We start from the raw sequence: 25,011 nt of genomic DNA on the forward strand, positions 1-25,011 counted from the left end.
GTTCATCATGACAATTCGCCTTGAAATGCAAGCGGCAGCCAGGCTTCTGCAACGCTCCTGCTGCCTTGCCGTCCTTGCATTGGTGCCGTTGTTCGGGTTCGCCCAGAGCGTGGTCAACCTGGCCGACCAGCCGTTGGCGACCACCGGTGTGGTGCCGGGCAATTTGCTGCTGGCGCTGTCGGTCGAATTTCCGACTGCGATCAGTTCATCGTATAAATTTTCATCGACACCATATGCTGCAGCGAGTACCTACCTGGGCTATTTTGATGCGAACAAATGCTACAGCTATCTCTATAACTCGACCACGCCGGACAGCAGTTATTTCGAACCTAGCGTGCTGTCTTCCACGCATATCTGCGTAAGTTCTTCCAGTAAATCGTTGTGGAGCGGTAACTGGCTCAATTGGGCATCGATGCAAACGGTCGATTCATTCCGTGCCGCACTGACTGGCGGGTATCGTGATGTCGATACCGCAAACCTGACAATTCTGGAAAAAGCTTGGGGATCGACACAAGGCTCGGAATCCGCTAACGCTCCGGTCAAAAGGGTGCCGACGTCAAACAGTGATACGGTCGCGGTTGCTGGAGCGACGCCGTTCAATTTTGCTTCGGTTAACAGCCGGATATGGGGTCTGGGCAATAAACTCTGGATATCCGGGAGTGCGTTTCCTTCCAATGGGGTGCCAGTCGTCTATGCCGGTCAGAATTCCTACCTCGGCAAAAAAGATGCGCTACTTGCCGACTCCACGGTGATCTATCAAATCGTGATGCGCGTTCAGGTGTGCAAACCATCGCCCGGTATCGAAAACAACTGCAGGCAATACGGTAGCAATTACAAACCGGAAGGATTGTTGCAGCAATATGCCACCAAGATCAGGTACGGTGCATTTGGCTATCTTAATGACGGTAACATCAACCGAGACGGCGGAGTTTTACGTGCTCCAATGAAATTTGTTGGCCCTATGAAGCCAGTTCCTGGTCAGCCAACAAGCGCCAATAGTGCGGCAGAATGGTCGTCGGTAGACGGTACATTTTTGGTGAATCCTGATGCCTCCGATGCCACTGCCAGTGGCGTGACCAATAGTGGCGTGCTGAATTACCTGAACAAATTTGGACAGGACGCGGGTAGCTACAAAACGTACGATCCGATCAGCGAAATGTACTATGCGGCGATCCGGTATTTCAAGAATCAGGGAAATGTTGCCTCGTATTCAGCCTTGAGTGGGAATGCGGGTACAAATGCGACGTGGAAGGATGGCTTTCCCGTGGTGACCAACTGGGTCGATCCGATCTTGTATTCCTGCCAAAAAAACTTTGTTCTGGGTATCGGCGACACCAACACCCATCGCGATGCCAATTTGCCCGGCAGTACGATTCGTACCAATGAGCCAGCCATGCCGTCCGAAGTGTCGGCAGACGCGAGTATCAATGTCAAAACTGCCACCGACATGGTGGGCAAGCTCGAAGGGCTTGCCAACCTTGGTTCGTACGTGCTCCCGCGCGGGACCCAGCCTACCGATTTCATGGCGGGAATCGCCTACGATGCGCATACCAGCGACATACGGCCAGGCGATTTTAAAAATGCGGATGGCAGCAAGACCGGCATCCAGACAGTCTCCACATTCTGGCTCGATGTGCTGGAGTCAGGGTACGCCGCCAAAAACCAGTTTTATCTGGCCACCAAATACGGCGGCTTCAAGGTACCAACTGGGTTCGTGCCGTATGCAACGACCAATACGACGAACGTGCTGACGGTCGGCGCCACGACGACCCCGCTGACAGACGCGATGTGGCATAACAATGCCGATACCTATGGCGCGGACAAGCGTCCAGACAACTATTACGATGCCAGTGCCGCCGACAAAATGGTCGCTGGCCTGCAAACCGCTTTCGCCAGTATTGCCAGCCAGCTGCAGGAAGCCACCACCGCATTTTCCTCCACATCTGCCCGGGTCAATACCGCCGGCAATGCCAGTTACCAGTCGAAATATGACGCCGCATCGTGGTCTGGTGATGTCATTGGCAACAGTGCGGTTTTCGATGCGCTCGGCAATCCGACCTACACGGTTGAGTGGAATGCCAAAAACGTGCTTGACGCGCAAGCGTCGCGCAAAATCGTCACCTGCTGCACGATTACCGGAGCCGGTCTGCCTTTTCAGGATATCAATCTGGCGCTGAGTAGCATCCTGAATTTGCGTACCAACTATGCGACCTTCGCCAACGTAGCCGGCGTGCCGACAGCGTCGCAGTCGGCCGTCAATTATCTTGCTTATCTGCGTGGCAACCGAACCCGCGAGCTGGCGCAAACCAATGGCGTGTATCGGAATCGGACTACCGTGCTGGGCGATATCGTGAACTCGAAACTGACCGCAGTAGGCCCGCCGGAAGCCATCCTGACCGAAAGCACCAATCCAGGTTTTGGCGCCTTCCGTACTGCGTACGCCAATCGCAAGACCGTGGTGTATGTCGGTGCCAACGACGGCATGATGCATGCGTTTGATGGCACGCGATCGCAGAGCGGCGGAGGCGGTACGGAGTTGTTCGCGTATGTCCCGAGCTTTGCTTACGGTACCTTGACCAGCGGGCCTGTATCAGGGCTGGCTTCGCTCGGCACGCCGAATTTCGTGCATCACAATCTGGTCGACCAGACACCTGCGGTATTCGATATGGATCTTGCCAGGACCGGCGGTACCAAGAGCGCAGCACCGAACTGGCGTTCGGTCCTGATCGGCGGTCTGGGCAAAGGTGGCAAGGGGTATTACGCCATCGATGTCACTGATCCGTCGGCCTGGACCTCTGAAGGCGAACTCGCCAAAAAGGTACTTTGGGAATTCACCGACAGTGACATGGGGTATTCGTATGGCGATGCCAATGTCTTCAAAACCCAAAAATATGGCTGGGTCGTCGTTTTGACCTCCGGGTATAACAATGCCGATGGCGTTGGCTACTTTTTTATCATCAACCCTGCCAATGGCGCGTTGCTGGAAAAAATCTCGACCGGATTTGGTTCTTCCTCGGCGCAGGCCGGACTCACTTACGCCTCTGGCTACACGCCGGACTTTTCCGATGGAACAGCCAGTGCGGTCTATGCCGGCGACCTGAACGGGAACGTCTGGCGTCTCGATTTGAGTGGAACGACCGGAAGCTATTCCGCGCCGCAACGCATCGCTGTATTACGTGATCCGTCAGGTCAGGTGCAGCCAGTGACCACACGACCGCTCATTGAATTGCAGCCCGATTCCAAAAAACGCTATGTGCTGGTCGGAACAGGTCGCTTGCTCGACAACAGCGACATTGCGAACAGTCAGATTCAATCGTTCTATGCGATTGCGGATGGAGGGATCGACAACTTTTACACCAGCAGCACTTTGCCGACAGGTAAATCCTTTCCGATTGGACGCGCAGATCTCAATGCCAACACCAGTCTGCTCACGGGAATTGGCTCGGCACCGGCCAATCCGCTCGGTTGGTATTTCGATCTGTCACAGAACGCAAACAGGGTTGCCGAGCGCATCAATGTCAATCCGACGGTCAACTATGGTGTGGTGGCATTTGCCGCCAACCTGCCGAATGGTGACGCCTGCAATCCGTCGGGGACGAACCGGATTTTTGCCGTCAACTTCGGTACTGGTCAAAGCATACTGACCACCACGGATGCCACGGGGGTGAGCACGCAGATTGCATTTTCCAGCAAACTGGGCGGTGTGGTGACCGACCTCAGCTTCGCCAATCTCAACGGGAAAATAAAACTGTTCGGTGGGAATAACCAGCTGCAGGTGAGTAATATCGAAGGCCCGGATCGGGTTTCCAGCGTCATCAAAAAACTCAACTGGCGTGAATTGCCGACGGCAAATTGACATGCGGCTGCGGTGATTCCCGGATTTTTCCGTACAGCGATGTTGATCGCCGGGGCGGTGCTGCTGCATCTGTCAGTGGCAGCTCTGGTGATAGTGCCATTGCCTGTTACGACCAGGCAGGGGCTGGAAGCGCCGCTCCTGCAGGTCAGTCTGGTGTCCGGCCAGGCTGATCTGCAGGAGCCGTTGCAACATGCCGTGGCGGGTTCGGTTTCGCCTCAACAACGCAGCACGCCGGCCATCAGTGATGTCTCGCTGCCTGCAGACGTCGCGACGGACAGTGCAGCCGCCGATCCAGGTACTGATCCTGTCTATTTGCCGTCCGTGATGATGGAACGCAGACCCACGCCGGTATCCGCCCCCGACTTGCAACGGATCGGCGTCAAGCCAGTGTCCGGCTTGCCCATACGATTGCGGATTTACGTCGCACCCTCTGGTCAGGTGAGCAGGGTGGAGCAACTCGACGTTAGTGAACTGGATACGGAGTTTGCATTGAGCGTCGCGACGATGTTCCAGGAAACCTTGTTTCTGCCAGGACGGCTCGATGGCGTGGATCGATATTCCTACCTCGACGTCGAATTACTGGCGGAGTGAGGCCAGATAGCGTGCCCGCAACGACGTTCCGGTGAGCCCGGCGAGCCCGAGCTGTCATCAATAGTGCGATCAGCATGGGCATCTTGTGCAGCTGCCGGCGGCGCTGTTTCCAATAAAAAAGGGGAAGCAGTCCTGGCTGCTTCCCCTTGTCGCTCCGGCATTCCCGGCATTCCCATCTGTTAGCGTATTTTTCCTCGTCGCAGCAAATTGACTATGGCCAGCAGCGCCAGCGCCCCGAGAAACGACACCAACAAGGAAGTAATACTGAAATCATTCATGTTGATGGTTCCGGTACCGAACAGCGGCGCCAACATCCAGCCACCGAGCAGGGCGCCGACGATACCGACGATGACGTTGAGCAGCATGCCCTGCTGTGCATCGGTTTTCATCACGATACTTGCCAGCCATCCCAGAATGCCGCCGATCACGATCCAGATAATGAAGTTCATCGATTTCTCCTCAGGTGGGTTCAGGTAACACGTTCGACGGCCGAGTCGCTGTCCTTTGTCCGGTTTTCCTAGCCTTGATTCAAGGATGCCGGGCGTTCAGACCAAGCTGTTCGCGCTTGCCGTCGAGTGATCATCGTGTGTTACGGTCGCTGTGCCTTTGGTTTGCATCAATGCCCGAGCGATGTCGGCATTGTGTTATCAGACTCTGTTCGACGCTGGCAAGAGGCGATCGTATTCGGCTTTGACACCTGCATAGCACTCGCAGACACGGGCTTCGAGTCCGGGCCGGTTCATGACCGAAATATGGCCACGGGTGTAATGGATCAAGCCTTCGTCTTGCAGTTTGCCCGCGGCATCAGCAACGCTTTCACGTCGCACGCCTAGCATGTTGCCGATCAGTTCTTGCGTCATGCTCATTTCATTCGACGGCAAACGGTCGAGACTCAGCAGCAACCAGCGGCACAATTGCTGTACCACGCTATGGTGCCGGTTACAGACGGCCGTTTGCGACATTTGGGTAAGCAGAGCCTGGGTGTAACGCAGCAGCAATGATTGCAAAGCGCCACCGCGGTAAAACTCGTCCTTCAATACTTTCGCTTTCATGCGGAATCCGTACCCCGCGCTTTTTACGACAGCACGATTGAGCGAGGTTCCGCCGCCCATGAAGAGCGTCACACCAACGATGCCTTCGTGGCCGATTACCGCAGTTTCCGTTGCCGTGCCGTCGCGTGATTCGTAGAGTTGGGAGACGATGCTGCTGGTCAGGAAATAGACATAGTCCATTTCGACGCCGGCCTCGCATACCGCCATGCCGAGTGGCATGGGAATCAATTCCAGATGCGGCAGGATACGTTCATAGTCCTCTGACGGCAGGCCGGACAGCAAGTTGTTCTGTTTTGGATTATGGCCATACAGTCCGGCAATCCGGACCGCGGCTGCCACGCGCGTGACCGTACGCTGTGGGTCGCGGCCGGCATGTTTCAAACTGTCGATACTGCCCACGGTGGTTCGTGCGTTCAGTGTCTTTGGTGCGCAAACGTTGAGTCCCTGTGCCATGCGTATCTCCTCTTGATGGTGAGAATTTCGATGGGCCATGGTTACAGAGAGAGCAAGATTTTCTAATCAGCGCATCACCCATTTCCGTGTGGGATTACACCGACAGGAAACACTTCAAGGGAATTGATGTAAGGCGTCGTGATGCTCGTTTTACAGGTTCCTGTTTTAGCCAGCGATACCATCTGCGCTGCCGCCCAGACCCAGTTGCTCGAGCAAGCTGCGCATCTGGGTGAATTCACAAGTCTTGTCGAAAAAGAATTGCACCCCGAGTTGCTCTGCCAGTCGACGATAGCCTTTGCTGACATTGTTACTGAAGATGATTCTGATTTGACGTGACTCTGCTGCGGGCTTGCCCAGTCGGCGTAGCAGGCTGATGCCGTTTCCCTGGCGAAGCTGGATATCGAGAATCAGAATATCGCAAGGCTGCACAGTGAGGTGAGCGTACGCGTCATCCTCAGAATCGGCAGTCCCGGCGAGTAGCACGCCGGGTATTTCTGCAAAACTTTCGATGACCAATTCACGCACCAGGCTGGAGTCTTCGATCAAAAAGATCTGTAGTGGTGGTGACAGCGGTTGATTCAATGGAGTGTCCTTGTCATGCATCCAGGCGGTGGTCTGCGTCGTTGTGTGTCGACGAAGGTTTAGTCGATCAGATTTTGCTTGATGGCGTAATAAATAATGTCAGCATTGCTGGTCATATTCATTTTCTGCAATACCCGCGCGCGGTAAGTGCTGACGGTCTTGACACTCAGGCAGAGTTCATCGGCAATCCGGGTGACGCCTTCACCCTGGCTGAGCTTGTAGAAAATCTCGTATTCGCGGGCCGAGAGTGTTTCGTGCAGCGGCTTCTGGGTGTTGATGTCAGGATCCATCGTCAGCAATTCGGCCACTGCGTAGCTGATGTACTTATGGCCACGCATGATGGTCTGGATCGCATTCACCAGTTCGGTGGCGAGCGCTTCTTTCTGGACATAACCACTGGCGCCACTGCGCAGGATCTGGACCGCATAGCGATTTTCGGGATGCATGCTGAGAATCAGTACGGGCAGATCCGGTTTTTCGCGCTTGATTTGCTTGAGTACTTCGACGCCGCTCTTATCGGGCATTGCAATGTCCAGCACGACGATATCCCATTCCTCGGCACGAATCAGGCGTATCGCCTCTTCGGCGGTGCCGGCTTCGCCGCCAATTTCCATGTCAGGAATATCGTCAACAAAATAATGGACGCCTGCACGGACTACTGCGTGATCATCGACTACCAGAATTCTAATCATAGTGGGCTACATGCTGGCTGACGAATAAGGTCGGCGTGAGGGTTGATTGCAAAGAAAGAATTGTACTAACAGTTGCTTGCATTTTCCGCATGGGCCAGATTGTAGAGAGTTTTCAGGGTTCAGCGCGTTACTTCTGCAGTAAGTTTTTTATCGCTACTGGTTATGGATCGGCGATGTTTAATAAACGTCAATGTATGGTCGGCGATTTGCTATCGATGCCAGGCAAGTTGATGGGGCGGACGGAAGCTGGTGACAGTGTTCATCCCATGGCACCCAGGTCGTTTGTCACAACATCACTGGCGTATCGGAAAGATCATTGCCGCCACTGTCAGTCGCACTGTGACTGGGCGCGTGCTGTTGCAGTAGTCGGTTCAATTCGTTCAATGCGGCGATGACACTATCGTGGAAAATACTACTGGCAAATCCGCTTGTCATCATCGCGCATACGGCATGCCAGTCTGTTCTCGTCAGGAGTGTATTAACGCCGCGATCAGCGATGATCTCCACTTTGCGGTCGGCCAGGTTCACGTAAAGCAGCACGCCCGAATTTTCTTCCGTGTCCCAGATCCGGTATTCGGAAAACAATTCGCGGGCACGTTCACGCGCAGATTTTTTTTCAAGCACGTCCATCATATCCAATGCGGCTTCGATGATTACTTTGATTTCGGCGCGGTGGACGCGTTCACCCCCGGCGATCGTAGTCTGGATTTCACGCAGCGTCGCTGGTGGAAACGCCCGTCGTCCTGCAGCAGAGGTGGTCAGGCCATGGCGCCATAGTCGTTTCAGCAAATGCATCACCAATCTCCCGAGGCGCCGCCGCCATCAAACCCGCCGCCGCCGCCAGAAAATCCGCCACCCGAACCACCACCCGAACCGCGCGAGCCGCCACTGGCGATCAGGCTGCCAAGGATGACGCCGGCGGTGTTGCCCCAACTGTTATTGCCGAGATTGCTGCCGCCGCGCCCACGCTTGCTTCGTCTGAACATGCCCAGCAACAGGAATGCACCCAGCAGCAAGAACGGCAACCAGGAAGCCGGCGTCTCGTTCTGGACCGTTGCCGGTTCTGCGCCGGCAGGGGGGGCAGGGAATTGTTCCTTGTCCAGCAGCGCCATGATCGCCGTCACGCCAGCAGCCAGGCCCCCATTGAAATCATTGCGCTGAAAAAATGGCGCCATCACATCCTGCAAAATGCGTTTCGATTGCAGGTCTGTCAGCGAGCCCTGCACGCCGCGTCCCGCCTCGATGCGCAAGCGACGCAATGCTTTCGGATTGTCTTTGGCAACCAGCAAGATCACGCCATCATCGACATTCTTGCGGCCGAGTTTCCATGCGTCGGCAACGCGGATGCTGTATTGCTCGATGGCTTCCGGTGCTGTGCTGGGGATCAGCAGCACCGCAATCTGGGAGCCGGTACGTGCTTCGTACTGAGACAGCATGTCATCCAGAGCGGCCCGTTCTGGCGCTGCCAGCATGCCTGCCTTATCGACCACATGACCTGTCAGTCCGGGAACGGCGACCAGTTCCTGTGCCGTAGCCAGAGGCAGGCAACAGGCCAGCATCAGAGCAAACAAAAAATGCAGGGACCGCATCTTCACTACTTGCCGAAATTGACTGCGGGTGCGGTCGAGATGGCTTTTTCGTTATCCACCGTGAAGGAAGGCTTGACAGCGTAACTGAACATTTTTGCTGTCAGGTTGGTCGGAAAGCTGCGTGCCAGCACGTTATATTCCTCGACGGTCTTGATATACCGTTGACGTGCCACCGTGATCCGGTTTTCAGTCCCTTCGAGTTGCGACTGCAAATCGCGGAAGCCGATATCTGCCTTGAGCTGCGGATAATTTTCGGACACCACCAGCAGGCGCGACAACGCCGAAGACAGGTCGCCTTGCACTTGCTGGAATTTCTTGAAGGCTTCCGGATTGTTCAGCACCTCTGGCGTGATCTGGAAACTGGTGGCGGCGGCGCGCGCGCGGGTGACGGCTTCCAGTGTTTCACGTTCGTGCGAGGCATAGCCTTTAACGGTGTTGACCAGGTTCGGAATCAGATCGGCCCGACGCTGATACTGGTTCACGACTTCGGCCCAGGCAGCGCGAGTGCTTTCATCCTTGCTTTGGAATTCGTTGTAACCGCAGGCGCTGAGTGTTGATACAAAAAAACTGATGACCAACCATTTGAAGACTGCGCGCAAGGACATGGACATGTAATCGCTCCGGAAGTGAAAAGTGACAACAACGGTAGCAAACTATGGAAACGAACTCAAGGTGTCATTTTGACGCGATGACAGGCTAACGCTCCCATGGGCCGCGCTACAATGCGCGCATTAACACTCCCGGATCCTGTCGTGACTTTCATCAAAAAACTCAACGAAGCCTGGCATACCAATGATTCGCTCTTGTGCGTCGGCCTCGATCCCGATCTGAATAAATTGCCCGTCCATCTGCGCAACCAGCCCGATGCGATCCTGCAGTTTTGTATTGCCATCATTGACGCAACCGCCGCATCGGCCTGCGCCTTCAAACCGCAAATTGCGTACTTCGCCGCGTTGCGAGCCGAAGACCAGCTCGAAGCCATCTGCGAGTATCTGCGTGCGCACTATCCGCATTTGCCAATCGTGCTCGACGCCAAGCGTGGCGACATAGGCGCCACCGCCGAGCAGTACGCACGCGAAGCCTTCGAGCGCTATGGCGCCGATGCCGTCACCGTCAATCCGTACATGGGCCATGACTCGATCGCACCCTACCTGGAATGGAAGGACCGTGGCGCGATCGTACTGTGCCGCACCTCCAATCCGGGCGGCTCGGACCTGCAGTTCATGCAGATTGATGGCACGCCGCTGTACCAGCACGTCGCCCGTCTGGTGGCCGAGAAGTGGAATAGCAACGGTCAGTGTGGTCTGGTCGTCGGTGCGACCTTTCCGCACGAGCTCGCGCAGGTGCGCGCCATTGTCGGCAACATGCCATTGCTGGTGCCGGGTATCGGCGCGCAAGGTGGCGATGTGCAGGCAACGGTAACAGCGGGAAAAACTGCCGACGGCAGCGGCATGATGATCAATTCGTCGCGGGCAATTTTGTATGCGACGCCGGATCCGGCAACGGGCGAAGATTTTGCGCAGGCAGCGCAGCGCGTCGCGCTGGCTACCCGCGACGAAATCAATCGCTATCGTGCTGGTGCTGGCTGAAAAAAGTCAGCATCTCGGTCAGCAGCAAGTCGGGTGATTGCTCCGGAATGAAATGCCCGGCGGTAAAAGAAACGCCGGTGACGCTGGCAGTCGATTTTTCCTGCCAGTCCTCAAGTGGATGGAACAGGCGCCCGACCACGCCGTGCTTGCCCCAGATCAGGTGCAACGGGCAGCTGATCTTGCCGGGCTCGCGGTCATGTTCAAGGTCGATGCCGGCTGAGGCACGGTAATCCTCGCAGGCAGCATGGATCGCGGCAGGTGTGCAAAAACAGCGCCGATACTGCGCCATCGCGGCCGGGTCTATGAAGGACGTGCCGCCCGAACCCCAGCCACCCAGTGTGGTGTCCAGAAAAAAATCCGCGCTGTTGCCGATCAGGGTTTCTGGTAGCGGTGCCGGCTGGATCAGCATGAACCAGTGGTAATACAACGTCGCAAAGGTCTTGTCGGTGGCTTCGTACATCGTGCGGGTGGGCGCAATGTCGATCAGCATCAGCTTCTGTACTGCATGCGGATGGTCCAGTGCCAGCCGGTGCGCGACCCGCCCGCCACGATCGTGTCCACACAGTAGGAATTGCGCATGACCGAGCGCGTGCATGACATCGACCATGTCCTGCGCCATCACCCGTTTGGCGTAATTGGCGTGGTGTGTTTCGCCGGGTGGTTTTGAGGAATCTCCGTAACCGCGCAGGTCGGGCATGACCAGTGTGTAGTGCTCGGCCAGGCGATCCGCAATCTTGTGCCAGATCACATGGGTTTGCGGAAATCCGTGCAGCAGGAGCAGGGGCGGACCCTTGCCGCCATGCTGGCAATGGATCGTTACGCCGTTGACATCGAACTGGGTGGTACGGAAATTTTCCAGCATCAGGCCGGTCCCAGGAAACGCAGCAATCCCTGCAGCGCGTAGGCGACGGTCTGTTCCCTGACGCTCGCCCGGTCACCCGCAAAGACGCGTCGCTCGGTTTTCGTGAGGTCGCCTTTGGACCAGCCGAAGCACACAGTACCGACCGGCTTGCCAGGCACTGCGCCGCCGGGGCCGGCGATGCCGGTGGTCGACAGCGTGACATGCGCATTGCTGCTGGCGAGTGCGCCTTCGGCCATCGCCGCGGCAATCTCTTCGCTGACCGCTCCGTGCTGGGCGATGAGTGCGTCGGGCACATCCAGCAAGTCAATTTTTGAAGCATTCGAGTAGGTCACGAAACCGCAATCAAACCATTCGGAGCAGCCGGCGATTTCAGTGATGGCCTGGGCCACGCCGCCGCCAGTACAGGATTCCGCCGTTGCCAGTAAAAGTCCGCGTTGCTGCAATGCCTGGCCAGTTTGCGCCGCCAGATCGATGATCGTGTCCATTACGTCGAGCTCCTTGGGTTCGCTGATTCGGGTGCCTCCGGAATGCAAGTCGCGCGCATTCCGGACAGATCAACTGTACCACTCGTGAAGGTGTCGTGACAGCGCGTCGCGGGCGTGTCAGGGTGGCACCGATTCGTCGGCAACACGTTGCAGTGTCGACTTGAGCGTTGCAACAGCGACATCGAATTCCATGCGCCACTCGCCGCTGGAGGCAACCAGCAAGGCCGTGCCGGGAGCCATTTCGGTATCGGCTTTGACTGGCCATTCAGGGTTGGGCAGATGCGCCATATCCGACGGATGCAGGTGCAGCATGGCTTCGCTCAATTTTGCCGGTGCTTCCAGCGCAAGTCGCTTGACCAGCGACTCGACGCGCTCGCGGTCGGTGATCGACAGGATCAGCCGATCGAATAAACCGAGCGCCAGCCGGATGACCAATGCTTGCGAGCGTTCCGAAAACGCAGCGTACTGCGTATCGAATGCCGCCATGAAACCGCGCATGCGTTCCAGTGCCTGCTGCTCTGCGCGCTCGGTGATCTGGCGGGTCTGCTGATGCGCTTCCTGCAGGATCGTGTCGGCGGCGGCGCGCGCCTCATCATGGAGTCGGCGCGCATTGGCGTCGGCATCGGACGTGACGCACAGGGCGGCAATGCGCAACAGGCCGTGGTCGGGCCGCAGGGCGGCGTCATGCGCAATGGTGTCGATGCAGAATGTCATGAATGGGCCTCGCTGCGTTGACGGCACCAGCGCCAGCAGCGCTGCGACCGGATGGATGAACGGGCGATCTGATTCTGATCCGCCCAGCAATTTTGCATGCGGATTGCTACAGCAGACCGGATTGCTAGCGGCAATCCAAGCTGCAAGCGTGACCAGAGACCCGGGAACCCCTGTTCCAGGCGGATCGCCAGTTCCGCCAATCCGCGCGTGTGAACGTCGTCCTGGCTCTGCGGATGGTTCACGGAAAACGGTTGCAATGGCTGCGTGGCGGCAATCGACAAGCACCATTTCTGATCGTCGAAAGGCAAACTGCGCAGGACCGACTGGTCTGGCTGGCGTGCGGCAATCAAGCCCATGAACAGACTCGCCGTGTGCTGCAGTTGCGCTTGTTCGATGCCGGCGACGATGCTCCAGGCCGGATCGAATTGCAGCGGAAAATCACTCGCGACATGCGCCTCCGCACACCAGTTGCGATAGGCATCGCGCTTGCCGACCGCATCGTCGCCGGGAATGGGCGGCGCATCCTCACCGGCATGGTTCCAGGGTGCAAACCACCAGTCGATGAAGGCGTCCGTGACCATCACGTGGCCACCTTGGCTTTACGTGGGAACCGCAGTGCCAGTGCAGCGAAGAGCTTTTTGCCTGCCGGGAGCCGGTTCAGCAATAGCAACGCCACAGCGATCAAGGCCAGAAAGACGACGAATGCCATTAATGACATGACCCACATCAGCCCTGCCGCCGATTCCCGCTGGACCATGAACGGTCCGACTGACTCCCACTCGATTCCGGTTTGTACTTTGCCGGCAGGAGCCAGCACGACTGAGACTTTCATGCGACCTTCAATACTCGACAGGCCCGGTATGCTGGATGCGACCAGGTTGGTAATGCGTGGAATGTTGGTGTCCTCGTCAAACGGTTCGGTGTATTTGATGAACACCGCGGCCGACGAGGGCTGGATCGGCTCGCCGGGTGCAATGCGCTCTGGCAGAACGACATGCACCCGTGCACTGACAACATGATCGAATTGCTGCAACGTGAATTCCAGCTCCTGCGACAAGGCATGGATGTAACGCACGCGCTCTTCCAGCGGCGTCGAGATCATGCCTTCCTTCTTGAACACCGTTCCCAGATTCGACAGCGAACGCTTGGGCAATCCGGCGGCGCGCATGAGGTCGGTTGCCCGCGAGACGTCCAGTTCGCGTACCGTCAGCGTTATGCCTTCTTTCGCGGTGACTTTCTTTGCCTCAATGCCGTTGTGCCTGAGCAAGGCAACAATTTCATTGGCATCGGTGTCGTGCAGATTGGTTTCCAGATTGGCGATCTGGCTGCAACCCCATAGCAGTGTGAGCAAGACCGCCTGTAGCAGCCACCGTGTAGCTGTACGAAAAGTACAGATGGCATCGAGTCGCGCGAGATGGACAGGGCACATGATTTATTGCATCCGTGTGAGCTGGTCCACCGAGGTCGATGCCTTGGAAATGGTCTTGGAAACAACCTGAACGCGGTTTTGATAATCGTTGAGCGCCAGCATTGCCTTCATCATGACCATCTGGTCACCGGTCTGGGTGGCATGCTCCAGCATTCTGGAGACATATTGCTGATCCTTTTGCACCTCGCTGGCCAGTTCGGTGGCCCGGCCGACAATGCGACCAGACAACGATGTTTTGTCTGATCCTGCATCGGCAGGGGTTATGCCTGGCGCGGATGGTAAGTGGCGCTGCATGGCCTGTTCGAAAGCCATCGTATCGGCGCGAGTGGGCGAGTTGTATTCGATCCGCACATTCGATGGTTCAACGGGGGAAGTACGCGCAAGACTCACTGGGCTGACGGATTCCATGGCGGTGCCTTTTTAAAAGACTGTAAAAATCAGATGGGCAGTGCGTAGAGGTGTAGCGTGGACGGCGATCGGATCGATTTGATCGGCGTCATGTTTGATGATGTTGGCGTATTGCCAATAGTGCGGTACATCAAAAAAATTGCTGTGACAAAAAATTTAATCAGTTTGTCGTCAGGGCCGCAATTACCGACATTTTTCGTCGGCCCCTCCATTCGCCTGGTCCGCGGCAATCCTTCAGCATGTCGACGATGTGATGGCGTCAATGGATTTTTTGCTGCCGCGATCACTACTAATGCTTGTTCCAGGTGTCCGATGATCTCGATGCGCGTGCGGCCTGTGCATCTGCCTGGGCTGCGACGTCGCCAGCGGCTTTGGTCTCGATATCCAAAGCATGCCGAAGATTCTGTCCAAATGCGGCGATCAGGTCTGAGGTTGCAGTGGGAATGTTGCTGGTATTGCTATTTTGAACGTTCGTGACTTGTTGGCTATTGTTAGTTGCGGGTAAGCCAGCAGGTTTTTTAGTTTTGTTATTGGCGGTTGTAATGTTGGGTTGCGAATTCTTGTTTTTATTCCAGGCTGAAAGCAAGCGATTGCGACCGCCGTTGTCGCTTCCGCCACCAAGTCGTGCATTGAAAGGTTGTGATGAACCCAGTCGAATCGGAGCCGGTTGCGCTGGTGCGACGTGGACCTGCTCGCCGCTAGTTCCAGCCGGTGACACTTGCGCTATCCCAACCGGTGAACTCCCGTTAACAGTGTCCATATAACCTACCTCATTGAAGTCGAAGCGCTAAATTTGCGGAATATTTCGGAGGTGCTTACGTATTAATAGTTAGCGCCATTACAAACTCTGTGGCGAAGCGCTGTCGCGCAGTTCCAATGTTTTTATAAAAGGTTGAGTACAAGTAAATCAGGATGGCCGCCTAGATCACCACTATCGCCAGCGTCGCCGCTTCCTCGCGCGCTCACCGGAGCGGCTCCCGGAATCAGGTTTGCCGAACTGCATGCAGGTACCTCTTTGCCAAAGCATTCATGCCTGTTTGCGTCGGCACCATCTCGTCCCCGACAGCATGATTACTTTTTTTCCCTGCTGGTGGCATAATGCAAACCATTCTCATTGAGGCGCATCCACATGCATCCTGCTCTTTCCCTGTCTACCTTACGCATCGGCGAATTCGCCACGATTTCGGGTCTGGATGCGCAAAACGAGCTGTACCTGCGCCTGACGGCAATGGGGTTGCGGATCGGCAAGCAAGTTCAATTGCTGCGCTCGGCGGCTTTCTCGGGTCCATTGCACGTTCGTGTCGGCACCACCGACATCATGCTCAGAAAAACCGAAGCAGCGCGGGTGCAAGTTACTGCGGTCATTCCTGCCGGAGCGTCGATAGCGTCATGAAACGCATTGCATTGCTGGGCATGCCGAATGCCGGCAAATCGACTTTTTTCAATCGCCTGACGGGCGCTTCAGCGCGGGTGGGTAACTGGCCCGGTATTACCGTCGACCTGCTTGGTGCAAAAGTATTGATCGGTGCCAGCATGGTCGACGTGGTCGACTTGCCGGGCATTTACGATCTGCAGGGGTTTTCCGAGGACGAGGAAGTGGTGCGCCGTTTCCTCTCCAGCAATCCCGTCGATCTCGCACTGGTGATCCTCAACACTGCCCAAATTGAACGGCAGCTTAGTCTGGTGCTGCAACTAAAAAACCTCGGCGTGCCGATGGTGGTGCTGCTGAACATGTCGGACGAGGCCAAAAAACTGGGCATCACGATTGACACCAAGCAGCTCTCCACGATGCTCGACTGTCCTGTGACGCTGGTCTCCGCAAAATACGGTAACGGTTACCAGGGCGCTTACCAACTGATTCAGAAGGCACTGAGCACCGCGCGTCCGCCGGTCTCCATCAACCTTGCCAGCAGCCCGCTGAACGAAGCCGAGCTGGAATCGTCGATGGCGCAGATCGTCGGCGCTTCGGTGCAAATCCCCGCGCACGCATCGGATCAGTTGACACAAAAAATGGATCGGGTTCTGTTGCACCCGGTCGCGGGCATGCCGATTTTCTTCTTCATCATGTTCCTGCTTTTTCAGGGCATCTTCATTCTTGGCAAGCCTGTTCAGGATGGCGTTGCCTGGTTGTTGCAACTCTTTCGTACCTCGGCACTTGAGCCCTTGATGGCAGGGCTGCCGGCGCCGATCACTGGTTTGCTACTCGACGGAATCTACAATGGCGTCGGCACCGTGGCCAGTTTCGTGCCGCTGATCGTACTGTTTTTTCTGTTCATGGCGCTCGTTGAAGATAGCGGTTACCTCTCGCGCGCGGCCTTCCTGATGGATGCGCTGATGGCCAAGCTCGGGCTGGACGGGCGCAGTTTCGTGATGGTGCTGATGGGGTTCGGCTGCAACGTGCCGGCCTTGATGGGAACGCGCGTGATGCGCTCGCGACCGTTGCGGTTGCTGACGATGCTGGTGATACCGTTCTCGCTTTGCTCGGCGCGGTTGCAGGTCTTCGTGTTTTTCATCGCAGCGCTGTTCACGCCGCGGCAAGCGCCGCTGGTGCTGTTCAGCCTGTACCTGATGAGTTTTGCCACAACTTTATTGAGCGCACTGCTGTTCAAATCGAAGTTCGTCAACAGCGAACCCTTCATACTTGAAATGCCGCCGTACCGCTTTCCGACATGGCGCCAACTGGTGCTGCGCGGTTGGCAGGAAGTGCATCACTTCATGCATCGGGCCACGAAATTCATCATTCTGGGTGTGGTGCTGGTGTACGTCCTGACCAATTTCCCAACCAATGTCGCACCCGCCAGCAGTGGCACTGTTGCCGGCTGGCTCGGCCATAGTCTGGCACCGATACTGGACCCGATCGGCATCAACCTGCAATTGGCGATTGCGCTGATTTTCGGCTTCGTTGCCAAGGAAATCGTGATCGGTTCGCTGGCAGTTATTTACGGACTTGATGGCAGCGCGCTGATGAGCACCATGGCGACCCAGATCGACTGGGTGCAGGCCTACAGTTTCATGCTGTTCACGCTGATCTACACGCCGTGCCTGTCGACCATCGCCACCATTCGTACCGAGTCCCGCAGCATGTCGTTCACGCTGCTTGCCCTGGTGTGGCCGTTGACGCTGGCGTGGGTCGTGAGCTTTGTGTTTTATCGCTCTGCACGGGCGCTGGGGTATTAGTCCGGCAGGCTCCCTGCCTGCCGACGCTTTACAGTGATGTTGCCGAACGCGCGGCCTGTTCGTACAAGCCTGACAGGATACGCAGGAAACGCGCCAGTTCGCTCAGCTCGAAGCTCTCGGTGCCGTCGCCGGTCAGGCCAGATACCAGTACCTGCTCGCGAATTTCAAAATAGCGCTTGCAGACTTCCTGTCCTTGCTCATTGGTGGAATACAGCACTTCCTTCCCCCGTTTTTCGGTCTTCACGAGACCGAGTGCCTGCAATTTTTTCAGCGAATAATTGACGATATGCGTGTCCTCGATGTTGAGGATGAAGGCGATATCCGCCAGTTTTTTCTCGCGTGCACGATGATTGATGTGATGCAAAACCAGTACATCGGTAATCGTCATGTCTTTCACGCCGACCGCTGAAATACAGCGCACTGCCCAGCGATTGAATGCGTTGCCGGCAATGATCATCCCGAATTCGAACTCGCTCAGTTCAGCACTGCGTCCCGAGGCCAGATGCGAGGACGACACGATCGGTATTTTTGCCTGCCTTGCCGGCGGCAGAACGACCGCTTTGCTGTCGATGGTTTTTGGTTTTGCGGGTATGTTGGTCATGTCTATCCTGTTCGGTACGAAGTGTTAATCAAATGTCGTGAATAAAATCGACGCATGCGGGTTACTGCGGATTGATCCATGGCAGGACGATCCAGGCAGTTTAGTTGTTGCATGTTAACGCATGAGACGGGAATCCTGGCACGTTGCCGGTACTTTATCGGCAAAATGACAGCGCATTCAATAGAAAAAAGGCAGTGCATGGGGTGAGTTGGCGAAAAAAAACACTGACTTCGGTGATCAAATAAGTACTTTGGTTTATGAACTCTCATGATGAAATCGAGTCAGTCCGTTAGCATCGAGATGGTCGAATCTCCGGATCTGGCTCTAACGATGCAAAAGGCGCAAACAATGCGCTATGTTTACCAACCCTCAAATGAAGGAAAATCCCCATGAAAAATTTGTTGAGAAGCCTGGTGTTGACTCTCTTTGCACTGACCATGACTGGCACTGCCCTGGCAGCCGAAAAAGGGTCACGCGAAGAAGCAGTCGCACTGGTCAAGAAGGCTGCAGCCTATCTGAAAGAAAACGGGAAAGAGAAGTCATTCGCCGAGTTCAACAAACCGGACGGGCCGTTTGTCGATCGGGATTTATACATTTTTGCCTATAGCGCCAACGGCGACGGTACCAATCTTGCACACGGCGCAAACGCGAAGCTGATCGGTAAAAATCTGATCGACTTGCGTGATGCCGATGGCAAGGCCATCGTCAAGAATTTCATCGAAGTCGGCAATAGCAAGGCTGGCAACGGCTGGGTTGATTACAAGTGGCCTAATCCGGTCACAAAAGCGGTGGAGCAAAAGGCCAGCTACGTTGAAAAAGTGGGGGATGTCATTCTCGGTAGCGGCGTCTACAAATAAGCATTTTCCGCCAGCCAGTGTTCCGGCTTTCGGTCACCAGTCGTTGTTGCAGGCGTCAGTAGCTGGCGTCTTCTGCTTGCGAGAACGACTGGTCGCCCAGTCACACGCTGGCCAATGATGCGTGAGCTGCGACGCAGATGCACGCAGCACGGATACAAGCGCTACTGGATGGCATTTCGCCACAGCGCGAACACCAGTAGCGTAAAAAATGCCGCGACGATGTCATCCCACATCACGCCAAATCCGCCCTTCAGATGGCGGTCGAAATAACCGATAGGCGGCGGCTTGACCATATCGAAAAAGCGGAACCACAGGAATGCCCAGCATTGCGTCTTGAAGCTCATCGGTGCAAGGAGTAACAGCACGATCCAGAAGGCGACGATTTCATCAATCACCATACTGCCGTGGTCGGCAACGCCAAGATCCCGTCCGGTTTTTTCGCAGGCCCAGACGCCCACGACAAAGGACAACAAAATCACCAGTGCCCAATGGGACGCAGTAAAAAAATCCGGCCAGCGCTGACTCAGCATAGTGAATGACAGCCACGCAAACAGCGTACCGCTGGTTCCCGGCATGACTGGCGAGAGGCCGCTACCAAATCCCTGTGCAAGGATGTGTGCGGGATGGGCCAGCATGAAGCGACTGGTCGGTTTTTTGATGCGGGCCGCCTGGCCTTGCTCCAGTGTCGTCATGGTGTGGTGAAGTGGTCGAAAGAAGGAAACGACAAGGTCAGGGCGCGACCTTCGCTGTCGCTGATACGCAGGCCTGGCACGCTGTCAATCTGGCCGATTCGCGTCACCGCTGTCTGCGCGCTGCTGGCTGCTTCGAGAACGGCGGCACGTTGCGCAACGGGCGCGGTAAAACACAATTCGTAATCATCTCCGCCCGCCAGGCAGTATTCACGTCGGAGGTCCGGCGATTGGGTTGCCAGCGCTGGGCCAGCCGGTAACATATCGATGTTCAGGGTCGCACCGACTGACGAGCGCGACAAAATATGTTTCAGATCGCCACCCAGGCCGTCGGAAATATCAATGGCAGCGCGGGCAATCCCGGTCAGCGCCATGCCGAGCGCAACGCGCGGTGTCGGCATGTCCATGCGCGGTGCTGCCAATGCGAGTGACTGACTATCCTGGTCGATCTCGCCGCGCCGGTAGGCCAGTGCCAGTCGAGCATCACCGAGCGTGCCTGATACCCACAGATCGTCACCGGCCTGCGCGGCATCTCGCCGCAGTGCGCCTTCGGCGGTAACCTCGCCAAAGACCGTGATACAGATCACCAGCGGACCCTTGGTCGTGTCGCCGCCAACGAGCGTACAGCCATGCTGGTCGGCCAGTGCAAATAGTCCGGCCGAAAAGCCTTGCAGCCAGGCTTCATCGACTGACGGTAGCGACAATGCCAGCGTAAATCCCACTGGTTTGGCGCCCATCGCCGCCAGGTCGGACAGATTCACTGCGAGGCATTTGTGACCAAGCGCAAACGGATTTGCTCCCGCAAGAAAGTGACGTCCCTCGACCAGCATGTCAGTAGAAATTACCTGCAAGTGGCGCGCAGGTTGCAGCAAGGCGCAGTCGTCGCCGATCCCGAGGACGACAGATGGGGTGCTGTGGTCAGGGCGGGTGAAGTAGTGCGCGATCAGATCGAATTCGGACATGGCGCCATTGTACCGAAGCGGCGGCGGATCGAAATATCGGGACTGGTCGGGCATTGCGTTTCTAATTCACCACGTCAGCGTTGGTGCATGTTTTGCGATCGTTGATGTTCCTCAAGCGCTGCACTTGCAGGCGTTTGCCTGGGGCATTTCTGCATAACATGAGCCTCACTTTCCACTCTCTTCCTGACTCATGCAGCGACTGACTCCTGGCGGCTTTTCACTACTCGAGGTGTTGATCTCGGTGGTCGTTGTTTCCCTTGGTGTGCTGGGCGTGCTCGCCCTGTTGCTGACAACCATGCGGGCTGCGCAGAACGCCGACGCCGAGTCGGTCGCATTCAGTCTGGGCACCGAACTGGCGGAACAACTGCGCGGTGATGCCAGCCTGGTCAGCCTGATGGCGCGGTTTGATTACGATGCAGCAGCCCCCGATAGCGCCAACAGCGCCGACAGCGCCGCCGTCAGTTGCTACGGACTCGCGGCGTCCTGCAGCACTGCGCAACTCGCGCTATTCAACATGGAAGACTGGAAAGCCAGAATCAAGGCGCGGCTGCCAGCCGGACGAGTGCGGATTTGCCGCGACACCACGCCATGGCAAGAGTCCATCAAGGCCCTGCGCTGGGACTGTGATGCCAATGGGGTTTCCAGCGCGCCGCTCTGGATCAAGCTGGGCTGGCAAGACCGCATGGCTGGCAGTAATTCCTCTGCGCCGATGTTGGCGTTACATGCTGATTAGGCGTACCGGATGAACACCATGGCGATCCGATCGAGCGCTCTCCCTCGTCCCGACTCCGGGCAAACCGGATTGAGCCTGATCGAACTCTTGCTCGCGCTCGGGCTGGGCGTGTTGGTCATCGCCGTTGCCGGCACGGTTTTCCTCGCAAGCCGGCGTGCCTATGTCCTGCAGGAGAACAGCGTACAGCTGTCGGAAACCGGGCGTTACGGGATCGATCGCATTGTTCGTGCGGTCCGGCAGGCGGGGTTCGTCGATCCGGGCCTGGCCAGCGTGCTGGACTTCGGCATCGACTCTGACAAAGCCGCCATCAGCGGGCTGGATGCACGTTCGCTGAAAAGCACCACGGTCGGTATCGACAATGCCGTCACTGCGGCGGTCAACGGCAGTGATGTACTGGCAGTGCGTTTTGCTGGCACCGACGATGGATCAGTGGTCGATTGTGCCGGTTTCGCTGTCGGATCAGCATCGGGTTCAACGTCGGGTTCAACCGCGTCAGGCAATTCGGCGAATCCGGGCTGGAGTATTTTTTACGTCGCGCGCGGCAGCAGTGGCGAGCCTGAGCTGTACTGCAAATACCTTGGCCGCCAGGCGTGGTCATCGACCGCCATTGCCCGGGGTGTTGAATCGTTTCAGGTTCTCTACGGTATCGGGCCGCGTGACGCAGCGCGACCGGTTCGTTATCTGACTGCCACGCAGGTCAACGCGCTCGATGCTCAACTGACGTTGCGTGGTGTGACGCTGCAGCAGCGTGAGCAAGACAAAAACCGCCAGACGCACTGGAAAAATATCCGTGAAATCAAGATCGCCTTACTGCTGCGCAGTTCGGACCCGGTTCGGGCTGACAACACAAATCTGACACACGATCTGTTTGGTTCGGCGTACAGCGAGCCGATGGCGGCGATTGATCCGGGTGTCCGTATCAACGAAGCGATGCTGCCGCTTCAGGACCGCAAGCGCTTACGCAAGGTGTTCAGCACAACCATTCCCGTTCGAAATCCGGCGCGATGACGGCCATCACGACCTCGTCACAGCGCGGTATCGCCCTGATCGTCGTGCTGATCTGGCTGATGGTCGCCACGCTGCTGGCTGTTTCCGCGGTACAGATCGGACTACAGGAGCAGAAGGCAGCGCGAAGTCAGCGTGATCAGGATATCGCTCTTCAGGCCGCCGAGGCAGGACTGCTCGACGCAGAAATGGATATCGAAAACTCACCCGATCTGCGCCTGTCGCGTAGCGCACTGTTTGGCCGGCGCAGCATGGCGGGGTTTCCGCAGGAACAGGAGCCGTTGTGTCAGCGCGGTGGCCGCAATCCTTATCAGGGCTTGTGCAGGCTGGCAGACGCTAGCGTAGCGCCGGCTTGGCAACAGGTCGACTTGTCAGACGAAGCTGCCGCCACGACTGTGGCCTACGGCCGCTTCACCGGGCGCTCCATGCAGACTGGCGTCGGCATGTTGCCGGCCAGGCTGCCGCGCTACCTGATCGAACTGATGCGTTATCGGCAGGTCGGCGAAAGTGCCGAGCAGCCGGAGTACTTCTATCGCATCACGGCAATCGGCTTTGGTGCCAGTGGCACTAGCCAGGTTGTCTTGCAGTCTTACTACCGCAAGGGAAATGGATCATGATTTGTCGCTGGAGTTTGCTGATGGGCTTGCTGTTGATTGGCGTTAGTTTGAACGCCGTCGCGCAATTAAAATTTTTCGAATGCAGTATGTCGCAGCATGGCGCCAGGCCACGTTTGAATGTGCCTCCGTCATCGTCTGCCAGCCTGACAGTGTCGCAACAGACCGTCGACGAGACTCGCAGATTCCTGTTTCGCGGCGGCTTCGAGTCGGTCGATTTTTCTGGCAGCTTGCGCAAATATGCGGTCAGTCGGGAAGGCGCCGGTACGTTGGCACTGGCTTCTGAGTCGCTATGGGAAGTAGCGAACCAATGGGCTGTCGATCCCGGCAGCCAGAGTCCAACTGCGTCTGGCCGCAGCATCTACACCATCGACGAGGGCTCTGGAAAAACCATCGGATTCACCTGGTCCGCGCTGTCTGCCCGACAACAGAAATGGCTGAGCCAGTCGCCAACCGAGGGCAATCCGGATGGACTCGGGGAGCGGCGCGTGGCGTATTTACGCGGCGTACGGTCTGATGAAACAGGCCAGGCCAATGGCATCTTTCGCCCACGCCGGACCATTCTGGGCGCGATCCTCAATAGCACGCCGGTGTTGAGCAAGGGCATTCGGCAGGACTCGTCGGGCGCCATTTATGTTGGCGGGAACGACGGCATGTTGCATGCGTTTTCGGTATCGGATGGACGCGAACTGTTTGCGTATATTCCGGGATTTCTAGTGCCGTCACTCGCGCAATTGACGGTTCCCGGACTACCGCCACAGCCCGGGTTTGATGGCAAATTGCTCGTGCAGGACGTGGAGATTCGTGGCGGCGTCAAATCCATACTGGTCGGTGCGGCCGGAGCGGGTGGCGCCGGTATTGTGGCACTCGATGTCAGCGCACCGGCCCAGTTTGGTCAGGGCGATCAAGCTGGCGCGCTTTGGGAGTTCAGCAGGACGGACGATCCCGAGATGGGACCGGTCATCTCCGAGCCGGCGATCGGTCGATTCAGCACCAGCCTGAATCAGTCCCGCTATTTTGTTGTCGTCGCTACAGGGCAGTCGTCCGGCAAGCCGCCGGGGCGTCTGTTCCTGTTGGCACTGGACAAGCCACCCGGTGCACCCTGGGTGTTGAACGTGAATTACTTCAAGCTCGCTCCACCAGTGAGCAAGGCACCCTCCGGACTCGCTGCGCCGGCGCTGGTGACGGGGGATAACGGGCTGGTGCGGTTTGCCTACGCGGGTGACCTGGCAGGCAATCTATGGCGCTTCGATTTTTCCGGGGCCGCGCCATGGCAGCCTGCGCGTCGGCTATTCTCCGCAGCCAGTCAGGGTGGCAAACCACAACCCATCGTGACGCAGCCACGTGTCGTCTTTGCTCCTGGCGGGGGCTATCTGATCCTGTTCGGCACCGGGCAATTGCTCGCTCCCGAAGACAGCCTGCCATCGGGTTTCGCAGCGCAATCTTTTTATGCAATACGCGACCAGGCGACTCCTGGTGAGCGTCCGGTTCTTCGCTCCGACCTTGCCGCGCGCACAGTCAGACTATCTGAGGCGGGCACCGTCCTCATTACGGGTGCGCCAGTGGATTATGGTGTCGGCAATACCAGCCGCAAGGGATGGTTCATGGATTTTCCGGACGCGCAGCGCTCTGGCGAGCGACAGGTCGACACTGCCGTTGTTCTGTCCGGACAACTCGCGTTCCGGTCCCTGATTCCAGCGGTGGATGGTTGCGATCGGGGTGATGGTCATACCTATCTGGTGGGTGCGTCGAGCGGATTGCCGGGCGTCAGCGCTGATGCGACTTCGGCAACCATAACGGCAGCAGCAGCGAGTACGACGCGCCAGGCCGCGCCAGAGCCGCCACTGCCGCTGATGTTGATGTACAGCGATGTCATGTCGCCGCGCAATGCAACAGGTGGCGTTGTCGTATCCAGGAATATCAGCGTGCCAGGCTCGAACTCCGGACGACCGACTGGTACCGCCAGCGGCTCGCAGAGCGTCAAGGCGGAGTTGCCTGCGGGTCGACTCAGTTGGCGTGAAATCGCAAACTGGCAGGAGGCACATCATGCTTCCCGCCAGGACTAGGCCGG

Annotated in this window: 27 protein-coding genes; 10 read left to right on the top strand and 17 right to left on the bottom strand. The window is 57.1% G+C overall.

Annotated elements, in window-relative coordinates; genetic code table 11:
- The first annotated feature begins 7 nt into the window (after window positions 1–7).
- The gene (locus ABD720_RS16285) at window positions 8–3,856 is read left to right on the top strand and encodes a pilus assembly protein (protein WP_344764833.1); all 3,849 of its coding nucleotides are present in this window, start codon (window positions 8–10) and stop codon (window positions 3,854–3,856) included.
- 12 nt (window positions 3,857–3,868) lie between these two features.
- Complete coding sequence (locus ABD720_RS16290) at window positions 3,869–4,447, top strand: hypothetical protein (RefSeq protein ID WP_344764834.1); 579 nt, start codon at window positions 3,869–3,871, stop codon at window positions 4,445–4,447.
- A 179-nt stretch (window positions 4,448–4,626) separates the two neighbouring features.
- Here ABD720_RS16290 and ABD720_RS16295 read toward each other — a convergent pair whose 3' ends face one another.
- From ABD720_RS16295 to ABD720_RS16325, 7 genes are all read right to left on the bottom strand, one after another.
- Complete coding sequence (locus ABD720_RS16295; protein ID WP_344764836.1) at window positions 4,627–4,896, bottom strand: GlsB/YeaQ/YmgE family stress response membrane protein; 270 nt, start codon at window positions 4,894–4,896, stop codon at window positions 4,627–4,629.
- A gap of 198 nt (window positions 4,897–5,094) precedes the next feature.
- Window positions 5,095–5,952 carry a Crp/Fnr family transcriptional regulator gene (locus ABD720_RS16300; RefSeq protein WP_344764838.1) on the bottom strand — a complete coding sequence of 286 codons (858 nt, stop codon included), beginning with the start codon at window positions 5,950–5,952 and terminating at the stop codon, window positions 5,095–5,097.
- A 165-nt stretch (window positions 5,953–6,117) separates the two neighbouring features.
- Window positions 6,118–6,534, bottom strand: a complete 417-nt coding sequence (locus tag ABD720_RS16305; protein WP_344764840.1) for a response regulator — start codon at window positions 6,532–6,534, stop codon at window positions 6,118–6,120.
- Between the two features lie 59 nt (window positions 6,535–6,593).
- Window positions 6,594–7,226: a response regulator gene (locus tag ABD720_RS16310; RefSeq protein ID WP_344764842.1), complete on the bottom strand. Its 633-nt coding sequence runs from the start codon at window positions 7,224–7,226 to the stop codon at window positions 6,594–6,596.
- A 285-nt stretch (window positions 7,227–7,511) separates the two neighbouring features.
- A complete protein-coding gene (locus tag ABD720_RS16315; RefSeq protein WP_344764843.1) occupies window positions 7,512–8,021 on the bottom strand; it encodes a TPM domain-containing protein in 510 nt (169 codons plus the stop codon).
- Window positions 8,021–8,815, bottom strand: a complete 795-nt coding sequence (locus tag ABD720_RS16320) for a TPM domain-containing protein (RefSeq protein WP_344764845.1) — start codon at window positions 8,813–8,815, stop codon at window positions 8,021–8,023. Before ABD720_RS16320 ends, ABD720_RS16315 begins: the two co-directional genes overlap by 1 nt.
- A 5-nt stretch (window positions 8,816–8,820) precedes the next feature.
- Window positions 8,821–9,426 carry a LemA family protein gene (locus ABD720_RS16325; RefSeq protein WP_344764847.1) on the bottom strand — a complete coding sequence of 202 codons (606 nt, stop codon included), beginning with the start codon at window positions 9,424–9,426 and terminating at the stop codon, window positions 8,821–8,823.
- Between the two features lie 141 nt (window positions 9,427–9,567).
- Here ABD720_RS16325 and pyrF point away from each other — a divergent pair, with 141 nt between their 5' ends.
- Window positions 9,568–10,404 carry an orotidine-5'-phosphate decarboxylase gene (gene pyrF / locus ABD720_RS16330; protein ID WP_344764849.1) on the top strand — a complete coding sequence of 279 codons (837 nt, stop codon included), beginning with the start codon at window positions 9,568–9,570 and terminating at the stop codon, window positions 10,402–10,404.
- Here pyrF and ABD720_RS16335 read toward each other — a convergent pair.
- The 7 genes from ABD720_RS16335 to ABD720_RS16365 all read right to left on the bottom strand — a co-directional run bounded on the left by ABD720_RS16335 (window position 10,376) and on the right by ABD720_RS16365 (window position 15,062).
- On the bottom strand, window positions 10,376–11,266 hold the full coding sequence (locus ABD720_RS16335; protein WP_344764851.1) for an alpha/beta fold hydrolase: 891 nt from the start codon (window positions 11,264–11,266) through the stop codon (window positions 10,376–10,378). The genes pyrF and ABD720_RS16335 overlap by 29 nt on opposite strands.
- Entirely contained in the window at window positions 11,266–11,751 is a 486-nt protein-coding gene (locus tag ABD720_RS16340; protein ID WP_344764853.1) for a CinA family protein, read from the bottom strand. The genes ABD720_RS16335 and ABD720_RS16340 overlap by 1 nt, the downstream gene beginning before the upstream one ends.
- A gap of 117 nt (window positions 11,752–11,868) precedes the next feature.
- Window positions 11,869–12,465 (bottom strand): FliH/SctL family protein, encoded by a 597-nt coding sequence (locus tag ABD720_RS16345; protein WP_344764855.1) that lies wholly within the window; start codon window positions 12,463–12,465, stop codon window positions 11,869–11,871.
- Window positions 12,462–13,046, bottom strand: coding sequence for a hypothetical protein (locus tag ABD720_RS16350; RefSeq protein ID WP_344764856.1), 585 nt, complete (start codon window positions 13,044–13,046; stop codon window positions 12,462–12,464). Before ABD720_RS16350 ends, ABD720_RS16345 begins: the two co-directional genes overlap by 4 nt.
- On the bottom strand, window positions 13,046–13,894 hold the full coding sequence (gene sctJ / locus ABD720_RS16355; RefSeq protein ID WP_344764857.1) for a type III secretion system inner membrane ring lipoprotein SctJ: 849 nt from the start codon (window positions 13,892–13,894) through the stop codon (window positions 13,046–13,048). The genes ABD720_RS16350 and sctJ overlap by 1 nt, the downstream gene beginning before the upstream one ends.
- 3 nt (window positions 13,895–13,897) lie before the next feature.
- Entirely contained in the window at window positions 13,898–14,302 is a 405-nt protein-coding gene (locus ABD720_RS16360) for an EscI/YscI/HrpB family type III secretion system inner rod protein (RefSeq protein ID WP_344764859.1), read from the bottom strand.
- Window positions 14,303–14,591: 289 nt separating this feature from the next.
- Window positions 14,592–15,062: a hypothetical protein gene (locus ABD720_RS16365; protein WP_344764860.1), complete on the bottom strand. Its 471-nt coding sequence runs from the start codon at window positions 15,060–15,062 to the stop codon at window positions 14,592–14,594.
- Between the two features lie 369 nt (window positions 15,063–15,431).
- Here ABD720_RS16365 and ABD720_RS16370 point away from each other — a divergent pair, with 369 nt between their 5' ends.
- Entirely contained in the window at window positions 15,432–15,695 is a 264-nt protein-coding gene (locus ABD720_RS16370; RefSeq protein WP_344764862.1) for a FeoA family protein, read from the top strand.
- Window positions 15,692–17,479 (top strand): ferrous iron transport protein B, encoded by a 1,788-nt coding sequence (gene feoB, locus ABD720_RS16375; protein WP_344764864.1) that lies wholly within the window; start codon window positions 15,692–15,694, stop codon window positions 17,477–17,479. Before ABD720_RS16370 ends, feoB begins: the two co-directional genes overlap by 4 nt.
- Before the next feature lie 28 nt (window positions 17,480–17,507).
- Here feoB and ABD720_RS16380 read toward each other — a convergent pair whose 3' ends face one another.
- The gene (locus ABD720_RS16380; protein ID WP_344764866.1) at window positions 17,508–18,080 is read right to left on the bottom strand and encodes a winged helix DNA-binding protein; all 573 of its coding nucleotides are present in this window, start codon (window positions 18,078–18,080) and stop codon (window positions 17,508–17,510) included.
- Window positions 18,081–18,469: 389 nt separating this feature from the next.
- On the opposite strand from ABD720_RS16380, the gene ABD720_RS16385 reads away from it, so the two are divergent.
- Window positions 18,470–18,937, top strand: a complete 468-nt coding sequence (locus ABD720_RS16385; RefSeq protein WP_344764867.1) for a cache domain-containing protein — start codon at window positions 18,470–18,472, stop codon at window positions 18,935–18,937.
- Between the two features lie 161 nt (window positions 18,938–19,098).
- On the opposite strand, the gene ABD720_RS16390 is transcribed toward ABD720_RS16385, so the two are convergent.
- Window positions 19,099–19,629, bottom strand: a complete 531-nt coding sequence (locus ABD720_RS16390) for a phosphatidylglycerophosphatase A family protein (protein ID WP_344764868.1) — start codon at window positions 19,627–19,629, stop codon at window positions 19,099–19,101.
- Window positions 19,626–20,588 (bottom strand): thiamine-phosphate kinase, encoded by a 963-nt coding sequence (thiL, locus tag ABD720_RS16395; RefSeq protein WP_344764870.1) that lies wholly within the window; start codon window positions 20,586–20,588, stop codon window positions 19,626–19,628. Before thiL ends, ABD720_RS16390 begins: the two co-directional genes overlap by 4 nt.
- Window positions 20,589–20,778: 190 nt before the next feature.
- Between thiL and pilV the strand changes: the two genes are divergently transcribed.
- Genes pilV through ABD720_RS16415 form a run of 4 tightly spaced genes read left to right on the top strand, consistent with a single transcriptional unit; the run spans window position 20,779 to window position 25,006 of the window.
- Complete coding sequence (pilV, locus tag ABD720_RS16400; RefSeq protein ID WP_344764872.1) at window positions 20,779–21,321, top strand: type IV pilus modification protein PilV; 543 nt, start codon at window positions 20,779–20,781, stop codon at window positions 21,319–21,321.
- A gap of 18 nt (window positions 21,322–21,339) precedes the next feature.
- On the top strand, window positions 21,340–22,329 hold the full coding sequence (locus tag ABD720_RS16405) for a PilW family protein (RefSeq protein WP_344764874.1): 990 nt from the start codon (window positions 21,340–21,342) through the stop codon (window positions 22,327–22,329).
- Window positions 22,326–22,943 carry a pilus assembly PilX family protein gene (locus tag ABD720_RS16410; protein ID WP_344764876.1) on the top strand — a complete coding sequence of 206 codons (618 nt, stop codon included), beginning with the start codon at window positions 22,326–22,328 and terminating at the stop codon, window positions 22,941–22,943. Before ABD720_RS16405 ends, ABD720_RS16410 begins: the two co-directional genes overlap by 4 nt.
- Window positions 22,940–25,006, top strand: a complete 2,067-nt coding sequence (locus ABD720_RS16415; RefSeq protein WP_344764878.1) for a pilus assembly protein — start codon at window positions 22,940–22,942, stop codon at window positions 25,004–25,006. Before ABD720_RS16410 ends, ABD720_RS16415 begins: the two co-directional genes overlap by 4 nt.
- Window positions 25,007–25,011 lie beyond the last annotated feature (5 nt).

The sequence above is a fragment of the Actimicrobium antarcticum genome (assembly GCF_039536745.1).
In the GTDB taxonomy this organism is placed as follows: domain Bacteria; phylum Pseudomonadota; class Gammaproteobacteria; order Burkholderiales; family Burkholderiaceae_D; genus Actimicrobium; species Actimicrobium antarcticum.